This is a genomic window from Pseudomonas sp. H3(2019), assembly GCF_007713465.1.
Lineage (GTDB): Bacteria > Pseudomonadota > Gammaproteobacteria > Pseudomonadales > Pseudomonadaceae > Aquipseudomonas.
Genome location: NZ_VMSG01000014.1, coordinates 1 through 24,073 on the forward strand (window position 1 = coordinate 1; position 24,073 = coordinate 24,073).

Genomic DNA, 24,073 nt, shown 5'->3' on the forward strand with positions numbered 1-24,073 from the left:
GGCCTGCCTAACGGCAGGCCGTTACCGGCCCGCACACAAAAAATCTGACACTCTCAAGCAGCCATCACCGCAGAAACGGATATGTACACCAAAACCTAGTGCGCCGTAACCCGCGCCCGCCCCCCAGAACCACTCGGCGACAAAGCCAACGCCAACTGCGTCCGATTATGCATATGCGTCAACCGCAACACCTGCGACACATACAACTTCACCGTGTTCTCGGTAATCCCCAACTCACAGGCAATCTGGTAATTGGTCTGCCCCTTGCCCACCAACCGCGCAACATCGAGCTGACGAGGCGACAGCTGATCAAAGATCGCCGGCATCTGCTCCCGATCAACCTCCCCACCCAACGGCACACGCGGAGCACGACGAACTTTATCAAGGTCCTGATAAAGGTCATCGATCGATTCGGAAAGGTCTCGCAGCTTCTGATTCAAGTGCCCCAACTCCACACTTTTTTGCCGTTCGTGAAGCGCGACTTCCTGACGCCTCAACCCTTCCAGCAGCTCATCCAGATCAATCGGTTTCTGGTAGTAGTCGGCGATACCAGCGCGCAGGGCCTTGATCACATCCTGTTTGTCGGCGCGCCCGGTGAGCATGATGGCTTCGAATGGCCGGTGCTTGCCGGCGATGCGTTGCAGCTCCTGAACCAGTTGAATACCGTCGAGCCCGGGCATGTGCAAATCACAGAGGACCAGGCCGATGTCGACATCTTCACTGAAGCGCGCGATGGCTTGCTGGCTGGACTCACAAGGGACGCAACGGTAACCGCTGCTTTCAAGAAACTCGCAAAGCTCTTCCACGATCTGCGGTTGATCGTCGACCACCAGCACTTTTACCGCAGAGGTAGGCTTGTTCACATGCGCCTCCATGCCCTGTCCGAAGACTGTCACTTCCTGTACCGACAGCGGCGAGCTGTACAGGCCTGAATTGAAAGTAGACCTACTTTCCTACTATGTACATAGCGCTAGTCGAGCCGCACGACTAGCGGATCCAGGCCAGTGCGCGAGCAATCCAATAGCACCACGTTGCCCGGCGGGGCTGCGAAACTGCAAACGGGGAGACATCGAGCACTCCTTTGCCGGCGCACTGCCGAGCGCTACCTCCGGTGGTGAAGGCAGTTCCTACAGAAAGGTCGGCCAGTCATATTCCCGCATTTATTTCGGTGGGTAGTTACCCAATATCCGCCCTACCGTCGCGCGAATCGCGGCGCTGCGGTCGGCGGGCTGCGGCGATCTGCTGAGCAACTGCTCATCGCTGCCACGCCAGACCAGCTTGCCATCCTTGCCATCGAGCAGGTCGATCTGAAGCGTGGCGACCTTGTACGAGACGTTGCGGGTTTCGTTGTACGTCGGTGCACCCCAGTAGCCATTCCACGGGCCACCCCAACCACCGCCATAGTTGGTGGTGATTTGCTGCTGGCGGTCCTCGACGATCAGGTAGGTCTGCACATTGACGTCAGCCTTGGCACCGGTAGCAGCCGGGCGCAGGCCGCGCTGGTCGAGTTGATCGGCAACCGCCTGGCGGATGCGTTGTTCGGTGAGGTCGCTCTTGATCCGCGGATCGTCGGGGCGGTATTGCACGGCAGGCTCTTTCCACGCCCAGCTGCGATAGGTGGCGAAGTCGCGGCTGGCATCAAAATCGTGATTGACCTGGGTCGTTTGGCAGGCGCTGAGCAACACAGCGCAAGCCAGTAATGAGAGACGGCGGGACATGATTTTTCTCCGGGTCCAGGCAGGGAACCTAACCAGGAGGATACGCCGCTACCGCCCTTTCCACAGCTGTTCGTAACGCATCGCCACGCTCTATTTCATTGCCCTGAAGGCCCGTTTCAGCGCTGGCACTCCAGACCGGTTGCCCGGTACTGGCGTCGAACAGATCCACCCGGATCACCAGCACTTGCACCTGATAGGTACGAACGATCGGCACCGTGTTGTACATCCCGTAGCCATTGCCATAACGGTTATAACCGCCGTAGCCGCCATAACCGTAATCCTCCTGGACCTGCTTCAGGCGGGTTTCCTGGTGCAGATCGGCGCTGACCCACAGGTCCGCCGGACGATTGTCGTGCAGCGGACGCAAACCCCGTTGATCCAGCGCATTGCTGACCGCTTCGGCGATCTGCGCCGAGTCGGCCCAGGCTGAACCGTTGGGCAACCGGCCGTTGAGCCAGGCCCAGCTTTGGTAACGGCTGTAATCACGCGGCGCCGCTGGATAGGCGCTGCGATCAAAAGTGTTGGCAGCGTGCGGCGGGGCTGGCGGCAGCGGGTTGGAGCTGGCGATATATGGATTGCTGCCCTGACAGGCAGCGAGCCCCAGACACAGCATGATCAGTCCCAAACGGCGCTTCATGATGCTCTCCACAGAAACCACGGTTCAGACCGGGCGACAGATCCAGTGCAGGTAACGCCCCAGCCCCGCAAAACTCGGGTGACGACGGTGGGCCAGCTCCATTTCCAGCAAATCGATCAGTTCGGCACGGGCCTGAAACTCTACCGGCATGTAGTCATGAAAAACCCGCACTCCGCTCTGGGTTTCGACCTGCCACAAGCCTTCCAGTTGCGTCGCCAGTTCGCGCGGATCCAAAGGCATTTGCGGGGTCAGGCTCTGCTTCTCGCCAGCCATGTCGTTCTTGCGCATCTTGCGGAAATGGCCCTTGAGCAAGTTGCGGTAAATCAGCGCATCGCGGTTATAGAACGCCAGCGACAGCCAGCCGTCTTTAGTCGTCAGTTGATGCAGGACCGGCAGAATCGCGTGAGGCTCGGCCAACCATTCCAGCACCGCGTGGCACAGCACCAGGTCGTAGGGTTCGGTGAGTTGACCGAGCAGCTCTTGCCACGGCGCCTGGATAAACGTCGCCGCTTGTCCGGCCTCGGCGAAGCGCTGGCGGGCGCCTTCGAGCATCGGTTCGGCCGGCTCGGCCAGGGTCACCTGATGGCCACGCTGGGCCAGCCATAACGACATGTGCCCAAGACCTGCGCCGATATCCAGCACCCGCAACGGTCGATCCGGCAGGGTTTCGGCCAGGTCGGCCTGCAGCACCGCCAGACGGATCGCACCTTTGGCGCCGCCGTAGATTTTTTCGGCGAAACGGGTCGCCAGCTGATCGAAATGACGGTCGCTCATCAGCTGAACCGCCGTTCACTGTCAGCCAGCTTGCTGCGTACTACCTGTTCCATGTCCAACCCCAGCTCGCTGCACAGCAGCAGTAGATAAAGCACGATATCGCCGACTTCCTGACCGGCATGCGCGAGTTTGTCCGCTGGCAACTGGCGTGACTGGTCTTCGCTCAACCATTGGAAAATTTCCACCAGCTCGGCCATTTCGACACTGGCGGCCATGGCCAGGTTCTTCGGGCTGTGAAATTGCCGCCAGTCGTTGCGGTCACGGATGCAGTGCAGGCGTTCAGTCAGTTCAACAAGGTTCATCGGGCTCTCCTGAAGGCGTATAGCTTCGGGCGGATGGCGGATGAAGGCAAGCGCCGAACACGGCTGTCGCTTCGCGACAGTTCGCGAGCAAGCCCGCTTGTGTGTTTAGACTTGAAGGGGTGGGTGGGACTAAAAGCCCGATTCTGACTCTAGCCAGTACAGAACGCAGAAGCTTGCCCAGTGGGTGCAGACGTTCAGTTACTATTCGCAAATTCAAACCACCAAACCTCTATGCTTCAAGGGTGCTCGCCAGCCCTGACAATGGCCAAAGCGCTCAGCGCCGGCACCCTCTCTTTCATCAGGACGTACACATGCAGGTAGATAGCTTTTTCGAATGGCTCGGCCAGGCGCTGGGTTCGGTCATCCGGTTCATCGTCGATACGCTCAGTGGGTTGTTCAATGCCTTGACTCACGCCAGCGGCAATTTTGTCGACGGGCTGTCACGAGCACTGGGCATGGAGCCCTCGATCATCAGCATTCTCGTGCTGATCATCGGTTTGATGCTGCTGTACTCGGCGGTCCGCGCGTTCATGCGTGCGTCGATCATCGCAGGGGTTATCTGGCTGGTGCTGGGATTGTGGGTGTTGAGTTGGGTTGTTCACTAACACCGAACCCCATGTGAGAGCCTGAATGTCTACGTTGATCACCGACTGGCGCGATCGTGCGACCCATCGCCGCGTCTGGGCACTTGCCGCGCCGATGATTCTTTCGAACATCTCTGTCCCGCTGGTGGCGCTGGTCGACAGCACGGTGGTCGGCCACCTGCCCCACGCACATCAGCTCGGTGCTGTCGCGGTGGGCGCCAGCCTGTACACCTTTCTGGCCTGGGCCATGGGTTTCCTGCGCATGGGCTCAACCGGGTTTGCCGCGCAGGCGGCCGGGCGCGGTGACGGCGCGGCGTTGCGGCAGATCCTGCTGCAAGGCTTGCTATTGGCGATGGGGCTGGCGCTGCTGCTCGGGATGCTGGGCGTACCGCTCAGTGGCGTGGCGCTGCATTTCATGCGCCCATCGGCCGAGCTCGATCAACTGACTCGCGAGTTTTTCCACACCCGGTTGTTTGGCTTACCGGCAGCGCTGGCCAGTTATGCGCTGGTCGGCTGGTTCCTCGGCACCCAGAACGCCCGCGCACCGCTGGCGATTCTGCTGACCACCAACCTGGTGAATATCGCTCTGAACCTGTGGTTCGTCCTGGGCCTGCAATGGGGCGTTGTCGGGGCGGCCCGTGCTTCAGTGATCGCCGAATGGACCGGCGCCCTACTCGGCCTGGCCATGACCCGTCATGCCCTGCGCGCCTACCCCGGGCATATCGCCTGGGCGGCATTGGCGCTGTGGCAGAGTTGGCGGCCGCTGCTGGCGGTCAACCGCGATATCTTCATTCGCAGTCTGGCGCTGCAATCGGTGTTTTTCATGGTGACCGTGCAAGGCGCACGGCTCGGCGATGCGACCGTAGCGGCCAATGCGCTGTTACTCAATGGTTTGCTGTTGACGGCCCATGCCCTGGATGGCCTGGCCCATGCGGTCGAGGCCCTGTGCGGCCACGCCATCGGTGCCCATGACCGTCAGGCCTTGCGTCGGTCCCTGGTGGTCGCCTGCGGCTGGTCATTGATTGCCAGCCTGGGGTTTGCGCTGCTGTTCCTCTGCGCCGGGCACCTGTTCATCGAGATGCAGACCAACATCCAGAGTGTGCGCGACACTGCGTTCGTCTATTTGCCGTATCTCGCCGCACTGCCGCTGATCGCCGTCTGGAGCTATTTGCTCGACGGCCTGTTCATCGGCGCAACCCGTGCCCGGGAAATGCGCAACGGCATGCTGCTGACGGTGCTGCTATTGCTGCCATTTGCCTGGGCACTGCAAGGGTTCGGCAACCACGGACTATGGCTGACCTTTCTACTGTTCATGGTGCTGCGCAGCCTGACGCTTGGGGCATTCGCCTGGATCCTGCGCAAGAACGACGGCTGGTTCACCGTCTGAACATCGTGCTGCTCCAGTTCTCGTAGCAGCGGCTATGGGCGTGGGCTCTGCCAGCGGTTGCGCAAGCTGTCGAGCCGCTCTTGCTGAGTGCGCCCCGGCAGGTATTCTTCGGGCGTGGCTGACGGGTATTGAAAACGTAATCGCAACCAGCCATCAAGCACCGTCTGCTCGCTGAAGCCCTGTTCAAGTCCTTCCTGCACAAAAGACCAGATCGTGCCAAAGTCGTGGCCCGTCGAGCGACTCCAGTGCCACGCGTGGCGCTCCAGCAGGCAGGTTTGCAACTTGTTCTGCTGGTTAAGGCTGAGGCTGTCTTCGATGGCCAGTTCACTGACGGCCAATCGCGGATTGACCAAATGCAACCAACCCAGACTGCCGATCGCCCGGTCCGCCCAGGTCCCGCCGTGCCAGTACAGCTTATCGATCGGCCCCAGCCAGCGACTCAACTCGCGGGCATCACAGGCATCAAAAAAATAACTGGCGATAAAGGGGTTGTAGTAGCTGAGCAAGCCTTTGTAATGAAGCCCGAACGTGACCGTGAGCATACGTCGAAGGTGCCCGAGCAATTGCTCTGGGGATGCGCTACTGACCAGCAACAACCCCGGCCAGTCCGCCGGCTCGTCGTGGCAACATTGCATCAGCGGCGATTGCGCCGACAGTTCGATCAACTGCGGCCCCTGGTCGCGCAACGCATGCAGGTCGGTGTGCTCGAACAAGTCGTAACGCGGTACATCGGCAAACCGCTGCTGCAGGTTTCCCCTTGCCTGCGGCGAACCCGGTACATCCAGCAAAAGCCATTGAGCCGACTGGGCAGCGATCATGCCGCACCACTTTGGCCAAGCCCTGTCATCGTGCGGCAGGCGCAGATCGCTTGCCGGCAATGTATCAAGCTTCCCCCGCCGGGTATCAGACACAGCAACACCAAGGGCTGACTGCTCTGAACCAATGCCAACAAGTCTTGGCGACCCTGGGGCGATAAATCTTCCGGTGCCGGGGGCGCCTCCCCGACCTCTGAGGGCGGGGAGGTTTCGGCCGACAACACGCTGTCGACGTTCAACGTCGTCCTCCGAAATATGCCGGTGATCAATGGCTGGTCCGGGTCGCCCTCGATAAAGCTCACACAGACCTCAACCCCCGCCGTTAAACCGGCAACCGACTCCGCAGACAGTTGGGGCGAGACTGGCAGCCAGCAATGGCTGGGGCGTGCACCCTGGCCCTGATAAAGCCAATCGAACTGCACGGCGATCCGTAGCGCCGAGTCACTGCGCAGTTCGTCGCCCTTGACCACCCAGCCACGTTGCACACTGTTCATCCGTGGCTTCACGCTTGGACAAAACGCTACGAACGGCGCCTCCAAGGGAATCGCACAAATACGGTTGTGGTAGTACGGCACCTGCGCCTGACTGCCCGAATGCTCGACCCGGGTCAGCAACCACAGGCGATTCCAGTCGGTAAACGGATGGCCAGACAACGGCATCTGCATGCCGCTACGGATGTTCGGCAGGTCCGTTTCGCCTGCTGCGACAGGTTTCGGCAATCCATCATGACCTGTCACATCGGCATGAGCATGAACCGTGAAACGCCTGACGGCGGGCGCAGTGCCTTGAGTATCAAAGATTGTGCTGGCACCTGGAGACGAACTGCACTGAGTGTCGCCAAAGATCAGGTAATGACCGTGCTTGCGGTGCTGAAAGTAGTAATGAATCCGCTCTTGCTCGCACAGACGCTGAAGAAACGCCAAATCCGACTCACGGTACTGGGTGCAAAATTCCCGCACGGGGTAGTCATTCCTGAGCTCGAATCGACAGTGTTTTTCGTCTATGCCGTGCTCCTTCAGTACCTGAACCAGAATCTGCGGGACTGACAGGCCGGTGAAAATTCGCTGGTTGCAGCGTTGTGCCAGGCAGACCAGCTTCGGCCCAAGGCATAGACGCCAGAGCGCCGGCACCGCGTCGTCATGAAGCGGAGTGAGGTCATGAATCTGTCCGTGGATACCGCTGCCCGCGCCCCCAAACCCCAGGTACGCCGAGCGAAACATCAGGCTCGCGATATCCAGCCGCAGCTCATCGAACTGCAGATCCAGCTGAAAGACAAAGGGCTGGCTGATGGATTCGCAACCGGTAAAGGCGACAACGACAAAGGGTTGGGGCTGACCCGCTATCTCCAGACGAAATGACGGCTCGTTGACGGGATCGAACATCGGCGTTTCTCTACAGGAGGGACGGCCGGGGATTCTCGCTGAGAGACATGGCCGAGTAGAGTGCCGAAGTACAACTTAGGAAATGACCTACGCGAAATGAAGACCACACAGCGTTGATAGTGCGCCAACGCGGCAAATCGCTACAAAAATAAAGAAATGCCGTGCCAGGTCCTCCGAAAATTCCGCACTACGCGGAATATTTTCCGACAACCTGGTCACAGCAGTTCGCTACCTCAAGAAGACAGGTAAGACGAGCGAGTCAGACCCAGGCGCAATGCATCCAGGTACTGAGTACGCTCGGTGGCACTGATTCGGGCGCTGGCCACCTTGTCGCGGTAGTGCGTCATCAGCTCTTCAGGCGACAAGTGCACGTAACGCAGCATGTCTTCAATGGTGTCGTGGGTTTCGATACCGGCGTGGTAAACGCTGCCGTCGGCATTCTGGTAGATGTTTACCGAGTCGGTGTCACCGAACAGGTTATGCATGTCACCGAGAATTTCCTGGTAAGCGCCCACCAGGAAAATCCCCAGCAGGTAGTCTTCGCCTTCATTGAGCCCGTGTACCGGCAGGCTGGTTTCGATGCTCTGCTCGTCGACGTATTGCTTGATCTTGCCGTCGGAGTCACAGGTCAGGTCTTGCAGGACGGCACGGCGCATCGGCTCTTCATCAAGACGGTGCAGCGGCAGAATCGGCAGGACCTGGCCGATGGCCCAGGTGTCCGGCAGGCTCTGGAATACCGAGAAATTGCAGATGTACTTGTCGGCCAGCTTGTCGTTGAGTTCGTCGAGCACCTGACGGTGCGAGCGCTGACGGGCTTTCAACGAGTTGTGCAGGCGACGGCAGACGGCGAAGTAGCATTGCTCGGCCAGGGCTTTTTCGGCCAGGGTCAGCTTGCCATCGGCATACTGGGTGGCCACGTCGCTCATGTAGTGAGTCGCGCGCCAGTAGGTTTCGGTGACCATCTCGATATCGGTCGGACCGAGCAGGTCGACCAGCCACTGCACGGTTTCCGGCAGTTCTTCCTTGTTCTCGATCATCGGCACGTCGTCGTTGTGTTTCTCGACGTCGGTGACCTGTACCACCAGCATGGCGTGGTGAGCGGTCAGCGAACGACCACTCTCGGAGAAAATGTTCGGATGCGGCAGGTTCTGCGCGTCGCAGAACTCCTTGAGCATGCCGACCACGACACCGGCGTAATCGTCCATGTCGTAGTTGATCGAGCTGGCGTTACGCGAATGGGTACCGTCGTAGTCGACGCCCAGGCCACCGCCAACGTCGATGTGATCTACCGGCAGGCCAAGGTTGCGCAGTTCGCCGTAGTAACGGATCGCTTCCTTGAAGCCGTGCTGGTAGTCCGCCAGGTTGGCGATCTGCGAGCCCATGTGGAAGTGCAACAAACGAATGCCTTGATCCAGACCGGCTGCACGGAAGCGCTCGACTACCGACAGCAACTGGGCAGCAGACAGCCCGAACTTGGACTTTTCGCCGCCCGTGTCAGCCCATTTGCTCGATGCCAGGGACGACAGGCGAACCCGCAGGCCGACTTGAGGCTTGACCTTCAGCGAGGCTGCCTCTTCGATCACCAGGCCGACTTCGGATTCTTTCTCGATCACGATGAACACGTTGTGGCCCAGCTTCTGGCCCATCAGTGCCAGACGGATGAACTCACGGTCCTTGTAACCGTTGCAGACGATGGTGCCGCCCTTTGGCGCCAGGGCCAGCACCGCCAACAGTTCTGGCTTGGAACCGGCTTCCAGGCCGATGGACACGTTCTGGGTGGCGATGATGTTCTCGATCACCGCTTCCTGCTGGTTAACCTTGATCGGGTACAACGCGGTGTACTTGCTCTGGTATTCCAGACGCTCGATGTTCGCGTCAAAGGCGCCAGTCAACTGACGAACGCGGTCTTGCAGAATATCGGGAAAACGCACCAGCAGTGGCAAGGACAGGCCGCTTTTGCGCAGCTGTGCGACTTGCTCGAACAGATCGATAGGTGCGCTGCTCGGGCCGTTCGGACGAACTTCTACGCGACCGGCGTCACTGATCGCGAAATACCCGGCCCCCCAATGGCGAATCCCGTAAACACTGCGGCTGTCCGCAACTGTCCATTGGCTGCCATCGTCTTTGCGTGTGCGTCGTACGGACATCGAAGTCCCCTATAAAGAAGTCAAAGAGCGCCACCCGGGTTGAGGGCTGGCGCAGTCTAAAGTGAAAAAATGACGATTAGCCTGCAACGAGGGGATAGACCTCAGTTGCAGCGCTGAGTTTAGAAACCGGTCAGAACAGGCTCTGTGAAAACCATGGAGACGACGTTCAACCTGAATCGGATCAGGACTGCATCAAGTCGGGGTGGTTTTCACAGAGACGGCTAGCCGCCGGACTTCTTCGCTTTGAAACCGTGTTTGATCAGCTCTGCCAAGAGTAGCTCGACATGATCGCCCTGGATTTCGATGATCCCGTCCTTCAACGCGCCACCGGTGCCGCAACGTTTCTTCAACATCGTTGCGAGCGTAGTGAGCGCATCGATGGCCAGCGGCACGCCGCTGATGGTGGTCACCGTCTTGCCGCCACGGCCCTTGCTTTCGCGGCGCACGCGCGCGATGCCGTCGCCGGCCGGGATAACGGTTTGTTTGCAGATGCAGGCTGCCACCGGCTGGCTACAGTCCGGGCAATGTCGACCTGCGTCGGTGGAAAATACCAGGCCACCAAGGGCGGCGAAGGATGCGGCTTTTTTGGCCACCGGCAATCCTCTTGGGAGGACAAAGACTGGTCGCAGCAACGTTGGCACGTGCTATCGACCGCGAAGCCCCACTCAGGCAGGGGCAGCGCTACTGGACCGGACGCGCCTACAAAAGGCAATACCGGTTCAGCTTGAAAAGGTCGCGCAGTGTAACGGCAAAAAGCGCACTTGCTAAGAGCCAATCGGCGCCATTTTATAGATCTTTTGCGACGTCCTTTACAGCGTCGCCCGCGTGCGCGCGCAGATAGCGCTTCAACGCCGCCAGAGAGTCCGGGCAGTAAGGCTTCTGCGTGATTTCCTGCATCACCTGCTCGACAGGAATAAAGCGGGCCTGAAGCACTTCTTCCGGCTGCAGGATCAGCGGCCCGTCCCAGACTGCCGAAAACGCCGAACACCACAAGCGGTTACCGGTGTCTTCAAAGAAAAAATGATCATGGGCGGTCAGTTCTACCCCACTGACGCCCAACTCTTCTTCCAGTTCACGGGCCGCCGATTCGGCGTAGGTTTCGGTCGCCAGCACCATGCCTCCCGCCGCCACATCCCAGAACCCCGGATAGATGGCTTTGCTGAACGTGCGCTGATGCACGCACAGTTCACCGGCCGAGTTGAACAGCATGATGTAGGTGCCACGCCCGATCAGCCCGCGCTCGCGCAAGTCCGAGCGCACCAGCGAACCGAGCAGGTTGTCCTGCTCGTCGACCCAGGCGATCTGTTCGGCGTCCGAGGCCGCGCGATGCGCAGCCTCATTCAGGTTATCGGCCATGACTCAGCCCTGATTGAGCAATTGACGCAAATCGATAACCGCCGCGTTGGCCCGCGAGATGTAGTTAGCCATGACCAGCGAGTGGTTGGCCAAAATCCCGAAACCGCTGCCATTGAGGATCATCGGGCTCCAGACTGTTTCCTGGGACGCCTCCAGTTCACGAATGATCTGACGTACGCTGACCGTCGCGTTCTTCTTCGCCAGTACATCGGCGAAATCGACTTCGATGGCGCGCAGCAGATGCGACAGCGCCCAAGCCTGACCGCGTGCTTCATAGAATACGTCGTCGATCTGCAGCCAAGGGGTTTCCACTCGCTCTTCATCCAGCTGCGGCACCTGACCCGGCGCCAGAGTTTCGGTTTTCAGCGCGGTGTTCAGCTTGACCCGGCCAACACTGGCCGACAGCCGTTGCGACAGCGAACCCAAACGGGTCGCGACATCGCCCAGCCAGTTGTTCAGGTTGTCGGCACGCGCATAGAACTGGGCGTTTTTTTGTGCTGGATCGGACAGGCGAGCCTGGTAGCGGCTCAGGGAGTTGATGCCTTCCTGGTACTCCGACTCGCTGGACGGCAGCATCCAGCTCTTGTTATCGAAGTTGAAACGCGGCTCGGCCTTGGCCAGATCGGCGTCTTCAGCCGATTGCGATTGCGAACGGGCAAAGTCTTTACGCAAGGCGCGAGTCAGATCGCGTACCTGCACCAGTACCCCGTACTCCCAGTTCGGCATGTCGTCCAGCCACACGCCTGGAGGAAAACGGTCGTTGGAAATATAGCCACCCGGCTTGTGCAGCAAGGTACCGGCGACGGTCTTGAGGGTTTCGACCGTGGTGTAGCCGACGACCATCTGTTTGCCTTCCTTCTCGGCGGCCAGTTGCGCGTTCTGCTGAACCGGAAACAGCGCAGGTTCATGGCTCCAGTACCAGCCCACGGCGAGGACCACCAGCAAATACAGGCCGATCAAGGTGGCCAATGCGCGGCTGAACAGCAGGCCACCTAAATAGCTGCGGGTTGCCGACTTGGGTTCGGCGGCACGTTCAGGCGCGCTGCCTGTGCGGTTCTTCCAGTCCAGCATGGCGATATCCTTTCAATCACTTGAGTTCGTCGGTTCGACCACAACCCTACTCCATCGTGCTCTGCTGCGAGCAGATTAAATCTGCCCGGCAGACCGTGGATCGCACAGTGGCCGCGAGTCGAGCAGCCACTATAAATGAAGCACAGCGTTGATCCTATGCGACCAGTCGGTCAGGAACTGAATAACGTCGCTTTACAGTTTATTGATCTATGACACTCACGGCATCGGAAAGAGGTGCTAGCATAGAGCCATCAGTCGACCTCAGCATGCACCCTAACTAGTAGTCAGGATATGACCGAGCCAGAAGACCCCAGTCGTGAGCGCCTCAAGCACCACTTTGCCCAGCGGGTAATTCATCAAGCACGTCAGATTCTTGAGATATGGCAGCGCCTGCAACGCTATGAATGGTCAGGCGCCGACCTGGCAGAGCTGAGTGAAGCGAACCTGCGGCTGCTGCGTTTCGCCGAACGTTTCGAACAACCCGAACACACCCACCTGGCGCACAGCATCAGCCAGTCGCTTGCAGCCGTCGACGCCAATCGCGGACGCCTGAGCAGCGGGCTGATCACCGACCTCAATCGCCTGATGCAGCGCCTGTCGCGCACCGGCCTGCGGCATGGCGACCAGCTCGAACAAACCTTTCTACCGCCACTGCGCAAGCCGATCTACGTGATGCTGCAAGATCACGACCGCGCCGAGCGACTGGCCAAGCAACTCGAATTTTTCGGTCTCAGCGCGCAATCGCTGGACAGCGTGGCGGCATTTCGCTCCTCGATGGTCGAGCGGCTGCCCGCAGCGATTGTCATGGACGTCGACTTCAGCGGCCCCGGCATGGGCCTGCAACTGGCAGCCGAAGCTCAGGAAGGCCTCGAGCACAGACTGCCGCTGCTGTTTTTCAGCCTGCTGGAAACCGACACCCCGACCCGCCTCGCGGCCGTACGCGCCGGCGGCCAAGAGTTTCTGACCGGTACCCTCGAAGCGTCGAGCCTTCTGGAAAAGATCGAAGTGCTGACCTGTGTCGCCCAGTACGAACCTTATAAAGTGCTGATCATCGACGACTCCCGTGCCCAGGCCCTGCACACCGAGCGCCTGCTCAACAGCGCCGGGATCGTCACCCGCACCTTGATCGAGCCGATTCAGGCGATGGCCGAGCTGGCGGATTTCCAGCCGGACCTGATCATCCTCGACATGTACATGCCGGCCTGCACCGGCACCGAACTGGCCAAGGTGATCCGGCACAATGACCGTTACGTCAGCGTGCCGATCATCTACTTGTCGGCCGAAGACGACCTGGACAAGCAGCTCGACGCCATGAGCGAAGGTGGCGACGATTTCCTGACCAAGCCGATCAAGCCGCGACACCTGATCACCACCGTGCGCAACCGTGCGGCCCGGGCGCGCAACCTCAAGGCGCGGATGGTCCGTGACAGCCTGACCGGCCTCTATAACCACACCCATATTCTGCAATTACTCGAAGACTGCAGCTTCCGCGCCCGCCGCGAAAACAAGCCATTGAGTTTTGCGATGCTCGACATTGACCATTTCAAGCGGGTCAACGACAGCCACGGCCACCCCATGGGCGACCGGGTGATCAAGAGCCTGGCACTGTTTCTCAAGCAACGCCTGCGCAAGACCGACTTCATCGGCCGGTATGGCGGTGAAGAGTTCGCCATCGTGATGCCGGACACCGATATCGAATCGGCCTATAAAGTGCTCGATGAAATCCGCCAGCGCTTTGCCGAGATCCACTACCCGGCCCAGCCGCAGGACCTCTGGTGCACCTTCAGCGCCGGCGTGGTGGACCTGCACGAAGAGGGCGACAGCCTGATGATGGCCAGCCAGGCAGACGAGGCGCTGTACCGCGCCAAGCACGCCGGACGCAATCGCGTTCAAGCGGCGCGGTCGTCGAATCAAAGTGCCACTTTTTCACCTGAATCCACTGATTCGGTCATAACCCTGTAACACAAACGCAATAAATTCAGGCACTTACCATTCTGTCGTTGGTAGAACCCCGATGCGCCTGAAGTTGCTGACCAATCTCAATACCCTGCTTCTAGTCGCGGTGTGCCTCGCACTCGGCGCCACCCTCTGGTGGTCGCAAAAAGCCCTGGAGCGTCCTTATCTGTTGATGGAGCGCTACCTGGGCCTGTCGCAGCACTTTCAAAATCAAGTGGCGCGCAACGTCGAAGATTACCTGGCCAGCGGCGATGCCCTGCGCCTGAGCAGCGCCAGCCAGGCCATCGAAACCCTGCAAAAAGAACTCGACGAACTGCCGGCCGGCCTGGCTGACAGCGTGCGGCCGAGCCTTGCCAGCCTCGATGACTTCAGCAAGACCGACCTGTTGGCCGCCGGCAAACTGGCGGGTGATCCGCAAGCCTTACTGCTCCAGGCCGAGCGCGAACTGGGCGCCAGCCTGGAGCAACTCAGCCAATACGCCACCAGCGCCAATACGCCTGCCGCTGCCGCCTATCTACCGCCCTTGCTTATCGCTTCGCAGCACGTGGGCAAACTCTCGCTGGCCCGGGACAAACTGGTCAGCAGTGGCCGCAGCGAACTGGCGGCCGATGTCGAGCGCGAGGTCAGTAGCATCCGCACTCAGGCCGAGCTGATCGAAGCGCTGCCGCTGCTTGGCGTGACCACCAGCAAAGAATCGAATACCGACGATTTCTCGGCGATGATGGGGCTGGAAAACACTGAAAAAACCGTCGCCGAAGATGCCGGCACCGGTTTCAAACGCGAACTCGCCAGCCTGCTCAGCCGCTACCCCGCCGAACTCGGCCGGACCCGCGAACAGATTCAGAAACGCGCCGACCTCAGCGCCGCCACCCACCTGAAAATCGCCGCCGTGCAGCAGGCCATCGCCGGGCTGGAACCGACCGTGCGTGCGCAGCATGGGCAAATCCAGGGTGAAGTGCGGCTCATGCAGGGCGTAATGATCGGCCTGATCCTGCTGATCGCGCTGTTGATCGACACCTTGCAACGTCGCCTCGCCCGCGTGCTGACCAACCTGGCGCCTGCGCTGTCGACCTGGGCCGAAGGCGACTTCAGTCGGGACATCCAGCTCGGCGCAACCAACCGTGAGCTACAGGACATTCAAGAATCGCTGAATCGCCTGCGCGCTTATCTTGTGGATCTGGTCGGGACAATCCGTTTGAACGCCGAACAGGTTGCCGGCAGCAGCCGGGTATTGGCCGAACTGAGCAGCGACTTGCACAGTGGCGCCGAACATCAGGCCGGCGACACCGCGCTGATTCGCGACTCGCTTGGTGAGCTGGAAGCGACCATTCAGCAAGTCGCCGGCGATGCCTGCCAGGCTGCCGACGCCAGCCGTCACGCCGGTCTTGCGGTCGAGCACGGGCAAAAAGTCATTGGCTTGAGTCTGACCGGACTGCACGCGCTGGTCGGCGAAGTCCAGGGCAACGCACAAATGATCGAGCATCTGGCCGAAGAGTCGGCCACCATCGGCGGCGTACTGACGGTGATTCGTTCGATTGCCGATCAGACCAACCTCCTCGCCCTGAACGCCGCGATTGAAGCCGCCCGCGCCGGGGAAATGGGCCGCGGTTTTGCGGTGGTTGCCGAGGAGGTTCGTTCACTGGCGCAACGCACTGCCGGTGCTACCGCAGAAATCCAGACCTTGATTGCCGGCCTGCAACTGGCCGCACGACAATCGGTGGAAGGCATGCGCGCCCAGGTCGAACATGCCGAAGCCACCGCCAACCAGGCACAAGCCGCTGACGGCGCACTGGATAAAATCGTCGGAGCCATCCAGACCATTGCCGACACCGCGGTGCGCATCGCCGATGTCACGGCCCAGCAAAGTGGCGCCGTCAGTGAAATCCGCGATCACAGCGAGCGGATTCATCAGTTGGGTGGGGATAACCTGGTGCGCATCGGTGAAGGCCGCAGTCAGGGCGAAAATCTGCTGGTGCTGGGTGGGCAATTGCATACGGCAGTGCAGGCATTTCGGGTTTAAGTCTGCGGACCCGAACACAACTGGCCAGCAGGACTATCGCCACCTAAGCTCTTGTATAAACACACCTATTAGTCCATACGGCAGTATTTAGTCTTCGCTTTGATGCTAAGGTTTAGCGCTTCAATTAATCGAGCGCGCAAAGGAGTGCCCCGTGATAGTTCCAACTTCGCCCCCTAGTGTATCTGTGGAGGAAAACATGGCTGTTGCCTTCCATAAGAAAAAAGTTTTGAAAGAGGGATCCGCGTTCATTTACTCCTGGTTCTATACCCAGGTCAGGAATCGCGGCCCTTGGGATTACAAAAAACTGTCTCCTGACTATGAAGCCTTCGGTAATTTCAATTACGGCGCAGCCGGAATTGCTGCGGGCTTTTCCGAAAATGTCCTGTTACGTGCCGCCGGTTTTGCCCAGACACAGGCAAAAACGACAAAAGTAGAATTTGGAAGCTGGTGGAGCGAGGCTCCTTTTGGCGATGACCCTGCAGATCAGGAATGGATCAAAAAAGGAGTCAGGTATGCCCGCTTCAGGAACTACTGAAAAAACTGTATATACCATCGTCACCTCCTGCCTGCTGGCGGTATGCCTGGGCTACATCGGCTGGACCTGGCTCATGTCTCCCAGCGCCCCGGTGCTGACCGATGTAGTACTCAAACTACCCGTTGGCGAAAATGGCTTCGTCTACGGCGTCAAGGATGATCGAGGCGGAGCAACAGTACCGTTCAGCTATCGATACTATGTCTATCGCGAACTGGCATCCGACGAACAAATAGCGTCTGAACTCAAGACTGCCGGTCCGTTTTTAGTCACCCGAGATCCAGCCATAAAGATCAATGTCCAAGGCTCGGTCATCAATGTATCGACCCATCAGGAAGTCTATGAGTATCACAGCAGCACGCTGTTCCGACATACCAACAGCGCCGACTACAGCCCCGTGACAATCAACTTGTGCAACCACTCCAGCGATCAATCAACAAAGTAAACGCGTCCCCCTGGGAGCTGTCGAAGAGTCGGCGTAGGCGCATGCATCGTGCACTCAGTTATCATGCTCCCACTTTCGATACGCGAGATTGTCATGCGCCGCTTGCTCTCCCTGCTGCTGTTAGTGCTCGCCCTCCCGGCCTCTGCCGCTGGCCTTTTGGACAGTCGCCCCAGTTCGACCCTGGGCTCGATCAATAACAGCGCCGACTTCCTGCCCGTGCGCGAAGCTTTTCAGCTGAGCCTGGCGGAGAGCACGCCGCAATCGATCAAACTGCGTTTCGTCGCCACCGAGGGTTACTACCTCTACCGGCATCGCTTCCAGTTTCACAGCGAGCCCGCCGACATTGGCCTGGGCGCCGCGCAACTGCCTTCAGGCGAAAAAAAACACGACGAGTACTTTGGCGATGTCGAGGTCTACCACGGCATTCTCGACGTAGAACTGCCACGCAACAGCGCCGATCAACGGGCTTTCACACTGGCCGTCACCTATCAGGGCTGTGCCGATAAAGGCCTGTGTTATCCACCGGAGACCGAACGCCTGACGATCGACGGCGCAGTGGCCACGACCACGGCCAGTGCCGCCACTTGGAGCTGGGGTGAACTCGCCTTGTTCTTCCTCGCCGGCCTTTTCCTGACCTTCACCCCGTGCATGCTGCCGATGCTACCGATCCTCTGCGGCGTGGTACTGAATGGTCAGGTCGGCGGACTGCGCGGCTTTAATCTGTCGCTGGCCTATGTCTTGCCGATGGCCGCCTGTTTCGCCTTGCTCGGCGCGCTGATGGGAATGTTCGGCGCCCAACTGAACCTGCAAGCACGCCTGCAATCGGCCTGGGTACTGGTGCCATTTGCACTGTTTTACGCGGTGTTTGCCTTGGCAATGTTCAGTGTTTTCGAACTGAAACTGCCCGATGCCATCAGCAGCCGCCTGGACCGTATTGCCGGCCGCACCAAAGGTGGTTCGCTGTGGGGCGCGGCGGTGCTGGGCGTGGTATCGAGCCTGTTGGTCTCGCCGTGCGTGTCCGGCCCCTTGGCAGGCGCGCTGCTGTACATCAGCGCCAGCGGCGATGCGCTGGGGGGCGCTCTGAAATTGTTCATTCTGGGACTGGGCATTGGCACGCCCATTCTGCTGGTCGCGACCGGCGGTGCAGCCTGGCTGCCAAAAAGCGGCCCGTGGCTGATCTACGTGAAGAACACCATCGGCGTGTTGTTGCTTGCAGTCTCCATCGGCATTCTCAGCCGCGTGCTGCCGGGCCAGATCACCTTGCTGCTGATCGGTTTGTTGTGGGGTGGCGTCGGGCTTTTTCTCGGCGCACTGGAGTTTGTCTATAAACCACCGAGAAAACGTATTGCACAACTGCTCGGCCTGCTTCTGCTGTTTTACGCAATGGCCTGCTGGTATGGGGCCTTCAGTGGCCAGAGCAATCCGTTCAGTCCGATTGGCCAGCCTCGGGTCGTCAACGCCCTTGGCAGCCCTCAATCGCAAAACACCAGCAAATGGCAGACCATCAACACCCCGGCGGAACTCGATCGCGTGCTCGCTGAAGCAAAATCCGCCAATACCCCGCTGCTGCTCGACTGGTACGCCGACTGGTGCATCAGCTGCAAAGTCATCGAACACGAGGTGCTTAACGAGCGCAACGTCGTCGAACGCCTTAAAGGTTATCGACTGGTTCGCTTCGACATCACCGCCAGCAACGCCGAACAACGCGCCCTGCTCGACCGTTACAAGCTGTTCGGACCACCGGCGCTGATGTTTTTTGGCAGGGATGGCAAGGAACGTGGCGATGTGCGGGTGATTGGCGAGATTAACGCCAAGGACTTCGCCGAACGTGTCGCTAAAGCGAATGACCAGATTTAATCAGTTGGTCACATAATTCACGCAATCATCGGTCATTGTGCTGGCTATTGCAGAGAACTGGACAGTCATAAAGGCTTTGCGGCATAGTCGCCGGGTTCTGACAACTGCACACAGATAACAAGGAACAGCCGATGGCGACCCTACTGGTACTGCACGGACCCAACCTGAACCTGCTCGGCACCCGCGAACCGGGCGTCTACGGGGCTGTGACCCTGGCCGAGATCAACCAGGATCTGGAACAGCGTGCGCGCAATGCCGGCCACCATTTGCTCTACCTGCAAAGCAACGCCGAGTATGAATTGATCGACCGCATTCACGCTGCTCGCGGTGAGGGTGTGGACTTCATTTTGATCAATCCAGCAGCTTTTACACATACAAGTGTCGCATTACGTGACGCGCTGCTGGCGGTGAGCATCCCATTCATCGAAGTGCATTTGTCTAACGTGCACAAACGCGAACCTTTCCGCCATCACTCTTACTTCTCCGACGTTGCGGTGGGAGTGATCTGCGGCCTTGGCGCCAGCGGTTATCGACTGGCCCTGGAGGCCGCACTAGAACAGCTTGAAAGACAGGCAACGGCTTGAACAACAAGCGTTAAACGCCCCTGACCGACCCTTGGGAGTTGATGATTCATGGATATCCGTAAAGTTAAGAAACTGATCGAACTGCTGGAAGAGTCCGGTATCGACGAGCTCGAGATCAAGGAAGGCGAAGAGTCCGTACGTATCAGCCGCCACAGCAAAACCCCGGCTCAGCAGTACTACGCTCCTGCGCCAATGCACGCTCCGGCTCCGGCACCTGTCGCTGCTGCCGCGCCTGCTGCTGCCGCTGCACCTGCCGCTCCCGCTGCGCCAGTTCTGAACGGCAACGTTGCCCGTTCGCCAATGGTGGGCACGTTCTATCGTAAATCTTCGCCGTCCTCGCCGTCCTTCGTTGAAGTTGGCCAGAGCGTGAAGAAAGGCGACACCCTGTGCATCGTCGAAGCCATGAAGATGATGAACCACATCGAAGCTGAAAGCAGCGGTGTGATCGAATCCATCCTCGTCGAAGACGGCCAGCCGGTTGAGTACGACCAGCCGATGTTCACCATCGTTTGAACCGCGGAGAGCCAACGATGTTGAAACCTGCGAAGTTGGAAAAAGTTCTGATCGCCAACCGCGGTGAAATCGCCCTGCGGATCCTGCGTGCCTGCAAAGAGATGGGCATCAAGACCGTCGCCGTTTACTCCAAGGCTGACAAGGATCTGATGCACCTGGGCCTGGCAGACGAATCCGTCTGCATCGGCCCGGCATCGGCCGCGCACTCTTACCTGCACATTCCGGCGATCATCGCCGCTGCCGAAGTGACCGGCGCTACCGCCATTCACCCAGGCTACGGCTTCCTCGCGGAAAACGCCGACTTTGCCGAACAGGTAGAAAACTCCGGCTTCGCCTTCATCGGCCCGAAAGCTGAAACCATCCGCCTGATGGGCGACAAGGTTTCGGCCAAGCACGCCATGATCGCTGCCGGCGTACCGACCGTTCCAGGTTCTGACGGCCCGCTGCCGGAAGACGAAGAAACCGCTCTGCGCATTGGTCGCGAAGTCGGTTACCCGGTGATCATCAAAGCCGCTGGCGGCGGTGGTGGTCGGGGCATGCGCGTTGTGCATAAAGAAGAAGACCTGATCTCCTCGGCGAAACTGACCCGCTCCGAAGCAGGCGCGGCGTTCGGCAACCCGATGGTCTATCTGGAAAAATTCCTGACCAACCCACGTCACGTGGAAGTTCAGGTACTTTCCGATGGCCAGGGCCACGCTATCCATCTGGGTGACCGCGATTGCTCGCTGCAACGTCGCCACCAGAAGGTTCTCGAAGAAGCGCCGGCACCGGGCATCGACGAGAAGGCTCGCCAGGAAGTCTTCGCCCGCTGCGTCAAGGCGTGCATCGACATCGGTTACCGTGGCGCAGGCACTTTCGAGTTCCTGTACGAGAACGGCAGCTTCTACTTCATCGAGATGAACACTCGTGTCCAGGTAGAGCACCCGGTTTCGGAAATGGTCACCGGCATCGACATCGTCAAGGAGATGCTCAGCATCGCCGCTGGCAACCCACTGTCGTTCACCCAGGATGACGTGGTCATCCGCGGTCACGCGCTGGAATGCCGGATCAACGCCGAAGACCCGAAAACCTTCATGCCAAGCCCTGGCACGGTCAAGCATTTCCATGCGCCGGGCGGTAACGGTGTGCGGGTTGATTCGCACCTGTACAGCGGCTACGCAGTTCCGCCGAACTACGATTCGCTGATCGGCAAACTGATCACTTACGGGGCAACCCGTGAAGAAGCCATGGCGCGCATGCGCAATGCGCTGGACGAAATCGTGGTTGACGGGATCAAGACCAACATCCCGCTGCACCGCGACCTGACCCGCGACGAAGGCTTCTGCAAAGGTGGAGTCAACATCCACTACCTGGAACACAAGCTGGCTGGCCAGCATTAAGATGTGATCCGGACCAACAAAGCCGCTTTCGAGCGGCTTTGTTGTTTCTACCCCCTCTGCAGGAGCAAGGCTTGCCCGCGACTCAGGCGCTGCGGCCCTTCAGATAGACCGCGTCATCGTTCATCGCGGGCAAGCCTTGCTCCTACGAAAAGCATTTACCCGCCCGGAGAGCATGCCTACGTCGACCTTGTCGTCTTCTGCGCCGCTCTCGCGTAAACTTTCGCGCTTCTCGCAGCCCGCTAGGCTGCACATTACATTTTTCAAAGGTGCCCGCCATGCCTTGGCTGCAAGTCCGTCTCGCCATCAGCCCAGAACAAGCCGAAACCTACGAAGACGCTTTCCTTGAAGTGGGCGCCGTCTCGGTAACCTTCATGGACGCCGAAGATCAGCCGATCTTCGAGCCGGAACTGAACACCACCCCGCTGTGGTCGCACACGCACCTGCTGGCCCTGTTCGAAGGTGGCACCGAAGCCGCCAGCGTGCTCGCTCACCTTGAGTTGCTGACCGGCAGCCCGCTGCCCGAGCATCACAGCGAAGTCATCGAAGACCAGGACTGGGAACGCAGCTGGATGGACGGTTTCCAGCCGATGCGCTTCGGTCAGCGCCTGTGGATCGTCCCGAGCTGGCACGCTGCGCCCGAGCCTGATGCGGTCAACCTGCTGCTCGATCCGGGTCTGGCGTTCGGCACTGGTACCCATCCGACCACCGCCTTGTGCCTGGAATGGCTCGATGGCCAGGACCTGAAGGACTGCCGCGTACTGGACTTCGGCTGCGGCTCGGGGATTCTCGCGATTGCCGCCCTGCTGCTGGGCGCCAAGGAAGCGGTCGGCACCGACATTGACGTGCAGGCGCTGGAAGCCTCTCGTGACAACGCCGGGCGCAACAACATCGACGAAGCGCTGTTTCCGCTGTACCTGCCTCAAGATTTGCCGCAAGTGCAGGCCGACGTACTGGTCGCCAACATTCTCGCCGGACCACTGGTTTCCCTGGCCCCGCAACTCTCCAGCCTGGTCAAGCCCGGCGGTCGCCTGGCACTGTCGGGCATCCTCGCCGAGCAAGGCGCGGAAGTCGCAGAGGCTTATGCCAAGGACTTTGATCTGGACCCGATTGCCAATCGCGATGGCTGGGTGCGCATTACCGGCCGTCGGCGCTAAAATGAGCGCCTGCATACTCCGGATGGCCGCATGACCGATAGCTTCGTCACCCAGTGCCCGCATTGCCAGACCAGTTTCCGCGTCAGCCACGCCCAATTGAGCGTGGCCCGTGGGGTGGTTCGCTGCGGCTCTTGCCTGCAAGTGTTCAATGCTGCGCGGCAGCTGCTCGAGCAACGCATGGGCAAGGAAGCTATCGCCCTCACGGACCCGTCTCCGGTTGAGCCTCCCACGCAACGGGCCATCAGCCAGAAGCAGTGGACAGCCGCCGAACTGGATCTGGACAGCCTCGACCTCGACGAAGAACTCGCCAAGCTCGAACAACGGGAAATCCAGCCTACCAAAGAGTTCGGCCATCATGAGCGCAAGCACAAGGAAGACTCGCTGAGCGCCCGCCGGGATACGACCGAAGGCGAAGAACCGTGGTCCGACAGCCTGTTCAGCGATTCCGCCGCCGAACGCGCGCTGGCCGGCGAAAACACGCACGCACCGGCCGAGAACCATCGATTGGCAGACATCGCCGACGAGCCGGAAAAGCCCTCGCGCACCGAACCCTCGCTGTCGCTTGAACTGGTCGACCTGGACGATGAGCCCGAGGCACCGCAGTTGCGCCTCGAGCAGCCATTCGAAACGCCGGAGCCTCCAGCGAAGCACGAGCGCCTGTCCGCGACCGATGATGACCTCGACGACGAATCCCACAAGGTCGAGCCTATACGCAATAAGCGCACACGCAACGAATCGAGCATGCATGACGAGGTGCTGCAGGACCTGGTCGACGACCCGCTGCAACTCGACTGGCAAAAACGCCGCTCACCCTGGGGTCGCCGGCTCTTTTGGAGCCTGATGGTCCTGCTGGGCGCGGCGGCTCTTGCCGGCCAGTACATTGCCTATCACTTCGACGAACTGGCCCGTCAGGACCAATACCGCCCCTGGTTCCAGCAACTGTGCCCGCAGATCGGTTGCAGCGTGCCGTCCAAGGTCGATATCGCGAAAATCAAAAGCAGCAATCTGGTGGTGCGTAGCCACCCGGACTTCAGCGGCGCACTGGTGGTCGACGCGATCATCTACAACCGTGCGTCGTTCTCGCAGCCATTCCCATTGCTGGAACTGCGCTTTGCCGACCTCAATGGCCATCTGATCGCCAGTCGCCGCTTCAAACCGGGCGAGTACCTCAATGGCGACCTCGCGGACCTCGCAGAAATGCCACCGCAAACACCGATCCACATTGCCCTGGACATCCTCGATCCCGGCCCCAAAGCCGTGAATTACAGCCTGAGCTTCCACTCGCCCGAGTGATTCGCTGCTCTCGGCGCTCAATCACGCGCAATTGACGACAGCTTTCTGACTCCCGGCGCTTCGAACCAAACCGCTGGCAATAACGGAATAACTGTTCAGATTTTATCCAATTCAGCCTTTATCCAGTCATCGAGAGCGGGTATCATGCCAACCCTTTTTCGAACTCT

General features: G+C 59.7%; 22 protein-coding genes and 1 pseudogene. 12 read left to right on the plus strand and 11 right to left on the minus strand.

The features are described from left to right. Window positions 1–95: 95 nt before the first annotated feature. The 5 genes from FPT12_RS15205 to FPT12_RS15225 all read right to left on the minus strand — a co-directional run bounded on the left by FPT12_RS15205 (window position 96) and on the right by FPT12_RS15225 (window position 3,431). Window positions 96–863: a response regulator transcription factor gene (locus FPT12_RS15205; RefSeq protein ID WP_145017163.1), complete on the minus strand. Its 768-nt coding sequence runs from the start codon at window positions 861–863 to the stop codon at window positions 96–98. A 297-nt stretch (window positions 864–1,160) separates the two neighbouring features. Continuing rightward, on the minus strand, window positions 1,161–1,718 hold the full coding sequence (locus FPT12_RS15210; RefSeq protein WP_145017165.1) for a DUF4136 domain-containing protein: 558 nt from the start codon (window positions 1,716–1,718) through the stop codon (window positions 1,161–1,163). Between the two features lie 28 nt (window positions 1,719–1,746). After that, window positions 1,747–2,355: a DUF4136 domain-containing protein gene (locus tag FPT12_RS15215; protein WP_145017167.1), complete on the minus strand. Its 609-nt coding sequence runs from the start codon at window positions 2,353–2,355 to the stop codon at window positions 1,747–1,749. A gap of 24 nt (window positions 2,356–2,379) precedes the next feature. Next, window positions 2,380–3,129, minus strand: a complete 750-nt coding sequence (locus FPT12_RS15220) for a methyltransferase domain-containing protein (RefSeq protein WP_103316940.1) — start codon at window positions 3,127–3,129, stop codon at window positions 2,380–2,382. Beyond that, on the minus strand, window positions 3,129–3,431 hold the full coding sequence (locus FPT12_RS15225) for a MazG-like family protein (protein WP_054595452.1): 303 nt from the start codon (window positions 3,429–3,431) through the stop codon (window positions 3,129–3,131). Before FPT12_RS15225 ends, FPT12_RS15220 begins: the two co-directional genes overlap by 1 nt. 311 nt (window positions 3,432–3,742) lie before the next feature. On the opposite strand from FPT12_RS15225, the gene FPT12_RS15235 reads away from it, so the two are divergent. Both FPT12_RS15235 and FPT12_RS15240 read left to right on the plus strand, forming a co-directional pair. Continuing rightward, window positions 3,743–4,036: a hypothetical protein gene (locus tag FPT12_RS15235; protein WP_019693739.1), complete on the plus strand. Its 294-nt coding sequence runs from the start codon at window positions 3,743–3,745 to the stop codon at window positions 4,034–4,036. 25 nt (window positions 4,037–4,061) lie between these two features. After that, window positions 4,062–5,402, plus strand: coding sequence for an MATE family efflux transporter (locus FPT12_RS15240; RefSeq protein WP_145017169.1), 1,341 nt, complete (start codon window positions 4,062–4,064; stop codon window positions 5,400–5,402). Between the two features lie 32 nt (window positions 5,403–5,434). On the opposite strand, the gene FPT12_RS15245 is transcribed toward FPT12_RS15240, so the two are convergent. The 6 genes from FPT12_RS15245 to FPT12_RS15270 form a co-directional block, all read right to left on the minus strand. After that, window positions 5,435–6,220: a DUF4123 domain-containing protein gene (locus FPT12_RS15245; RefSeq protein WP_145017171.1), complete on the minus strand. Its 786-nt coding sequence runs from the start codon at window positions 6,218–6,220 to the stop codon at window positions 5,435–5,437. Beyond that, window positions 6,217–7,599: a contractile injection system protein, VgrG/Pvc8 family gene (locus FPT12_RS15250; RefSeq protein WP_145017173.1), complete on the minus strand. Its 1,383-nt coding sequence runs from the start codon at window positions 7,597–7,599 to the stop codon at window positions 6,217–6,219. Before FPT12_RS15250 ends, FPT12_RS15245 begins: the two co-directional genes overlap by 4 nt. Window positions 7,600–7,832: 233 nt before the next feature. Beyond that, window positions 7,833–9,746 (minus strand): arginine decarboxylase, encoded by a 1,914-nt coding sequence (gene speA, locus FPT12_RS15255; RefSeq protein ID WP_145017175.1) that lies wholly within the window; start codon window positions 9,744–9,746, stop codon window positions 7,833–7,835. Window positions 9,747–9,967: 221 nt separating this feature from the next. Beyond that, a complete protein-coding gene (locus FPT12_RS15260) occupies window positions 9,968–10,339 on the minus strand; it encodes a translation initiation factor Sui1 (RefSeq protein ID WP_145017177.1) in 372 nt (123 codons plus the stop codon). A gap of 193 nt (window positions 10,340–10,532) precedes the next feature. Further along, window positions 10,533–11,102, minus strand: coding sequence for an NUDIX hydrolase (locus FPT12_RS15265; RefSeq protein ID WP_145017179.1), 570 nt, complete (start codon window positions 11,100–11,102; stop codon window positions 10,533–10,535). Window positions 11,103–11,105: 3 nt separating this feature from the next. Then, window positions 11,106–12,173, minus strand: a complete 1,068-nt coding sequence (locus FPT12_RS15270) for a DUF2333 family protein (RefSeq protein ID WP_145017181.1) — start codon at window positions 12,171–12,173, stop codon at window positions 11,106–11,108. 291 nt (window positions 12,174–12,464) lie between these two features. Between FPT12_RS15270 and gcbA the strand changes: the two genes are divergently transcribed. The 10 genes and pseudogenes from gcbA to FPT12_RS15320 all read left to right on the plus strand — a co-directional run bounded on the left by gcbA (window position 12,465) and on the right by FPT12_RS15320 (window position 23,906). Next, complete coding sequence (gcbA, locus tag FPT12_RS15275) at window positions 12,465–14,135, plus strand: diguanylate cyclase GcbA (protein WP_145017183.1); 1,671 nt, start codon at window positions 12,465–12,467, stop codon at window positions 14,133–14,135. Between the two features lie 1,498 nt (window positions 14,136–15,633). Beyond that, window positions 15,634–16,149 (plus strand): annotated as a pseudogene (locus FPT12_RS28370) (methyl-accepting chemotaxis protein); the annotation flags it as partial. Window positions 16,150–16,345: 196 nt separating this feature from the next. Next, entirely contained in the window at window positions 16,346–16,684 is a 339-nt protein-coding gene (locus FPT12_RS15285) for a polymorphic toxin type 44 domain-containing protein (protein WP_145017187.1), read from the plus strand. Then, entirely contained in the window at window positions 16,662–17,126 is a 465-nt protein-coding gene (locus FPT12_RS15290) for a hypothetical protein (RefSeq protein WP_145017189.1), read from the plus strand. The genes FPT12_RS15285 and FPT12_RS15290 overlap by 23 nt, the downstream gene beginning before the upstream one ends. A 93-nt stretch (window positions 17,127–17,219) precedes the next feature. Then, window positions 17,220–18,983: a protein-disulfide reductase DsbD gene (locus tag FPT12_RS15295; protein WP_145017191.1), complete on the plus strand. Its 1,764-nt coding sequence runs from the start codon at window positions 17,220–17,222 to the stop codon at window positions 18,981–18,983. 131 nt (window positions 18,984–19,114) lie between these two features. Then, window positions 19,115–19,567, plus strand: coding sequence for a type II 3-dehydroquinate dehydratase (gene aroQ, locus FPT12_RS15300; RefSeq protein ID WP_019693755.1), 453 nt, complete (start codon window positions 19,115–19,117; stop codon window positions 19,565–19,567). 48 nt (window positions 19,568–19,615) lie between these two features. After that, window positions 19,616–20,080, plus strand: a complete 465-nt coding sequence (gene accB, locus FPT12_RS15305) for an acetyl-CoA carboxylase biotin carboxyl carrier protein (RefSeq protein WP_145017193.1) — start codon at window positions 19,616–19,618, stop codon at window positions 20,078–20,080. 17 nt (window positions 20,081–20,097) lie between these two features. Beyond that, window positions 20,098–21,459, plus strand: coding sequence for an acetyl-CoA carboxylase biotin carboxylase subunit (accC, locus tag FPT12_RS15310; RefSeq protein ID WP_145017195.1), 1,362 nt, complete (start codon window positions 20,098–20,100; stop codon window positions 21,457–21,459). Between the two features lie 275 nt (window positions 21,460–21,734). Then, window positions 21,735–22,613 (plus strand): 50S ribosomal protein L11 methyltransferase, encoded by an 879-nt coding sequence (gene prmA, locus FPT12_RS15315; protein ID WP_145017197.1) that lies wholly within the window; start codon window positions 21,735–21,737, stop codon window positions 22,611–22,613. Between the two features lie 30 nt (window positions 22,614–22,643). Continuing rightward, window positions 22,644–23,906, plus strand: a complete 1,263-nt coding sequence (locus FPT12_RS15320; RefSeq protein ID WP_145017199.1) for a DUF3426 domain-containing protein — start codon at window positions 22,644–22,646, stop codon at window positions 23,904–23,906. Window positions 23,907–24,073: the final 167 nt, after the last annotated feature.

Excerpts from the sequence above, each read along its gene's own strand:
- FPT12_RS15270 (WP_145017181.1), bottom strand. The coding sequence starts at position 12,173 with ATGCTGGACTGGAAGAACCGCACAGGCAGCGCGCCTGAACGTGCCGCC.
- FPT12_RS15220 (WP_103316940.1), bottom strand. The coding sequence starts at position 3,129 with ATGAGCGACCGTCATTTCGATCAGCTGGCGACCCGTTTCGCCGAAAAA.
- FPT12_RS15295 (WP_145017191.1), top strand. The coding sequence starts at position 17,220 with ATGCGCCGCTTGCTCTCCCTGCTGCTGTTAGTGCTCGCCCTCCCGGCC.
- FPT12_RS15240 (WP_145017169.1), top strand. The coding sequence starts at position 4,062 with ATGTCTACGTTGATCACCGACTGGCGCGATCGTGCGACCCATCGCCGC.
- FPT12_RS15320 (WP_145017199.1), top strand. The coding sequence starts at position 22,644 with ATGACCGATAGCTTCGTCACCCAGTGCCCGCATTGCCAGACCAGTTTC.
- accB (WP_145017193.1), top strand. The coding sequence starts at position 19,616 with ATGGATATCCGTAAAGTTAAGAAACTGATCGAACTGCTGGAAGAGTCC.
- FPT12_RS15290 (WP_145017189.1), top strand. The coding sequence starts at position 16,662 with ATGCCCGCTTCAGGAACTACTGAAAAAACTGTATATACCATCGTCACC.
- FPT12_RS15245 (WP_145017171.1), bottom strand. The coding sequence starts at position 6,220 with ATGATCGCTGCCCAGTCGGCTCAATGGCTTTTGCTGGATGTACCGGGT.
- FPT12_RS15215 (WP_145017167.1), bottom strand. The coding sequence starts at position 2,355 with ATGAAGCGCCGTTTGGGACTGATCATGCTGTGTCTGGGGCTCGCTGCC.
- FPT12_RS15210 (WP_145017165.1), bottom strand. The coding sequence starts at position 1,718 with ATGTCCCGCCGTCTCTCATTACTGGCTTGCGCTGTGTTGCTCAGCGCC.
- FPT12_RS15225 (WP_054595452.1), bottom strand. The coding sequence starts at position 3,431 with ATGAACCTTGTTGAACTGACTGAACGCCTGCACTGCATCCGTGACCGC.
- accC (WP_145017195.1), top strand. The coding sequence starts at position 20,098 with ATGTTGAAACCTGCGAAGTTGGAAAAAGTTCTGATCGCCAACCGCGGT.
- FPT12_RS15265 (WP_145017179.1), bottom strand. The coding sequence starts at position 11,102 with ATGGCCGATAACCTGAATGAGGCTGCGCATCGCGCGGCCTCGGACGCC.
- FPT12_RS15235 (WP_019693739.1), top strand. The coding sequence starts at position 3,743 with ATGCAGGTAGATAGCTTTTTCGAATGGCTCGGCCAGGCGCTGGGTTCG.
- aroQ (WP_019693755.1), top strand. The coding sequence starts at position 19,115 with ATGGCGACCCTACTGGTACTGCACGGACCCAACCTGAACCTGCTCGGC.
- prmA (WP_145017197.1), top strand. The coding sequence starts at position 21,735 with ATGCCTTGGCTGCAAGTCCGTCTCGCCATCAGCCCAGAACAAGCCGAA.
- gcbA (WP_145017183.1), top strand. The coding sequence starts at position 12,465 with ATGACCGAGCCAGAAGACCCCAGTCGTGAGCGCCTCAAGCACCACTTT.
- FPT12_RS15250 (WP_145017173.1), bottom strand. The coding sequence starts at position 7,599 with ATGTTCGATCCCGTCAACGAGCCGTCATTTCGTCTGGAGATAGCGGGT.
- speA (WP_145017175.1), bottom strand. The coding sequence starts at position 9,746 with ATGTCCGTACGACGCACACGCAAAGACGATGGCAGCCAATGGACAGTT.
- FPT12_RS15285 (WP_145017187.1), top strand. The coding sequence starts at position 16,346 with ATGGCTGTTGCCTTCCATAAGAAAAAAGTTTTGAAAGAGGGATCCGCG.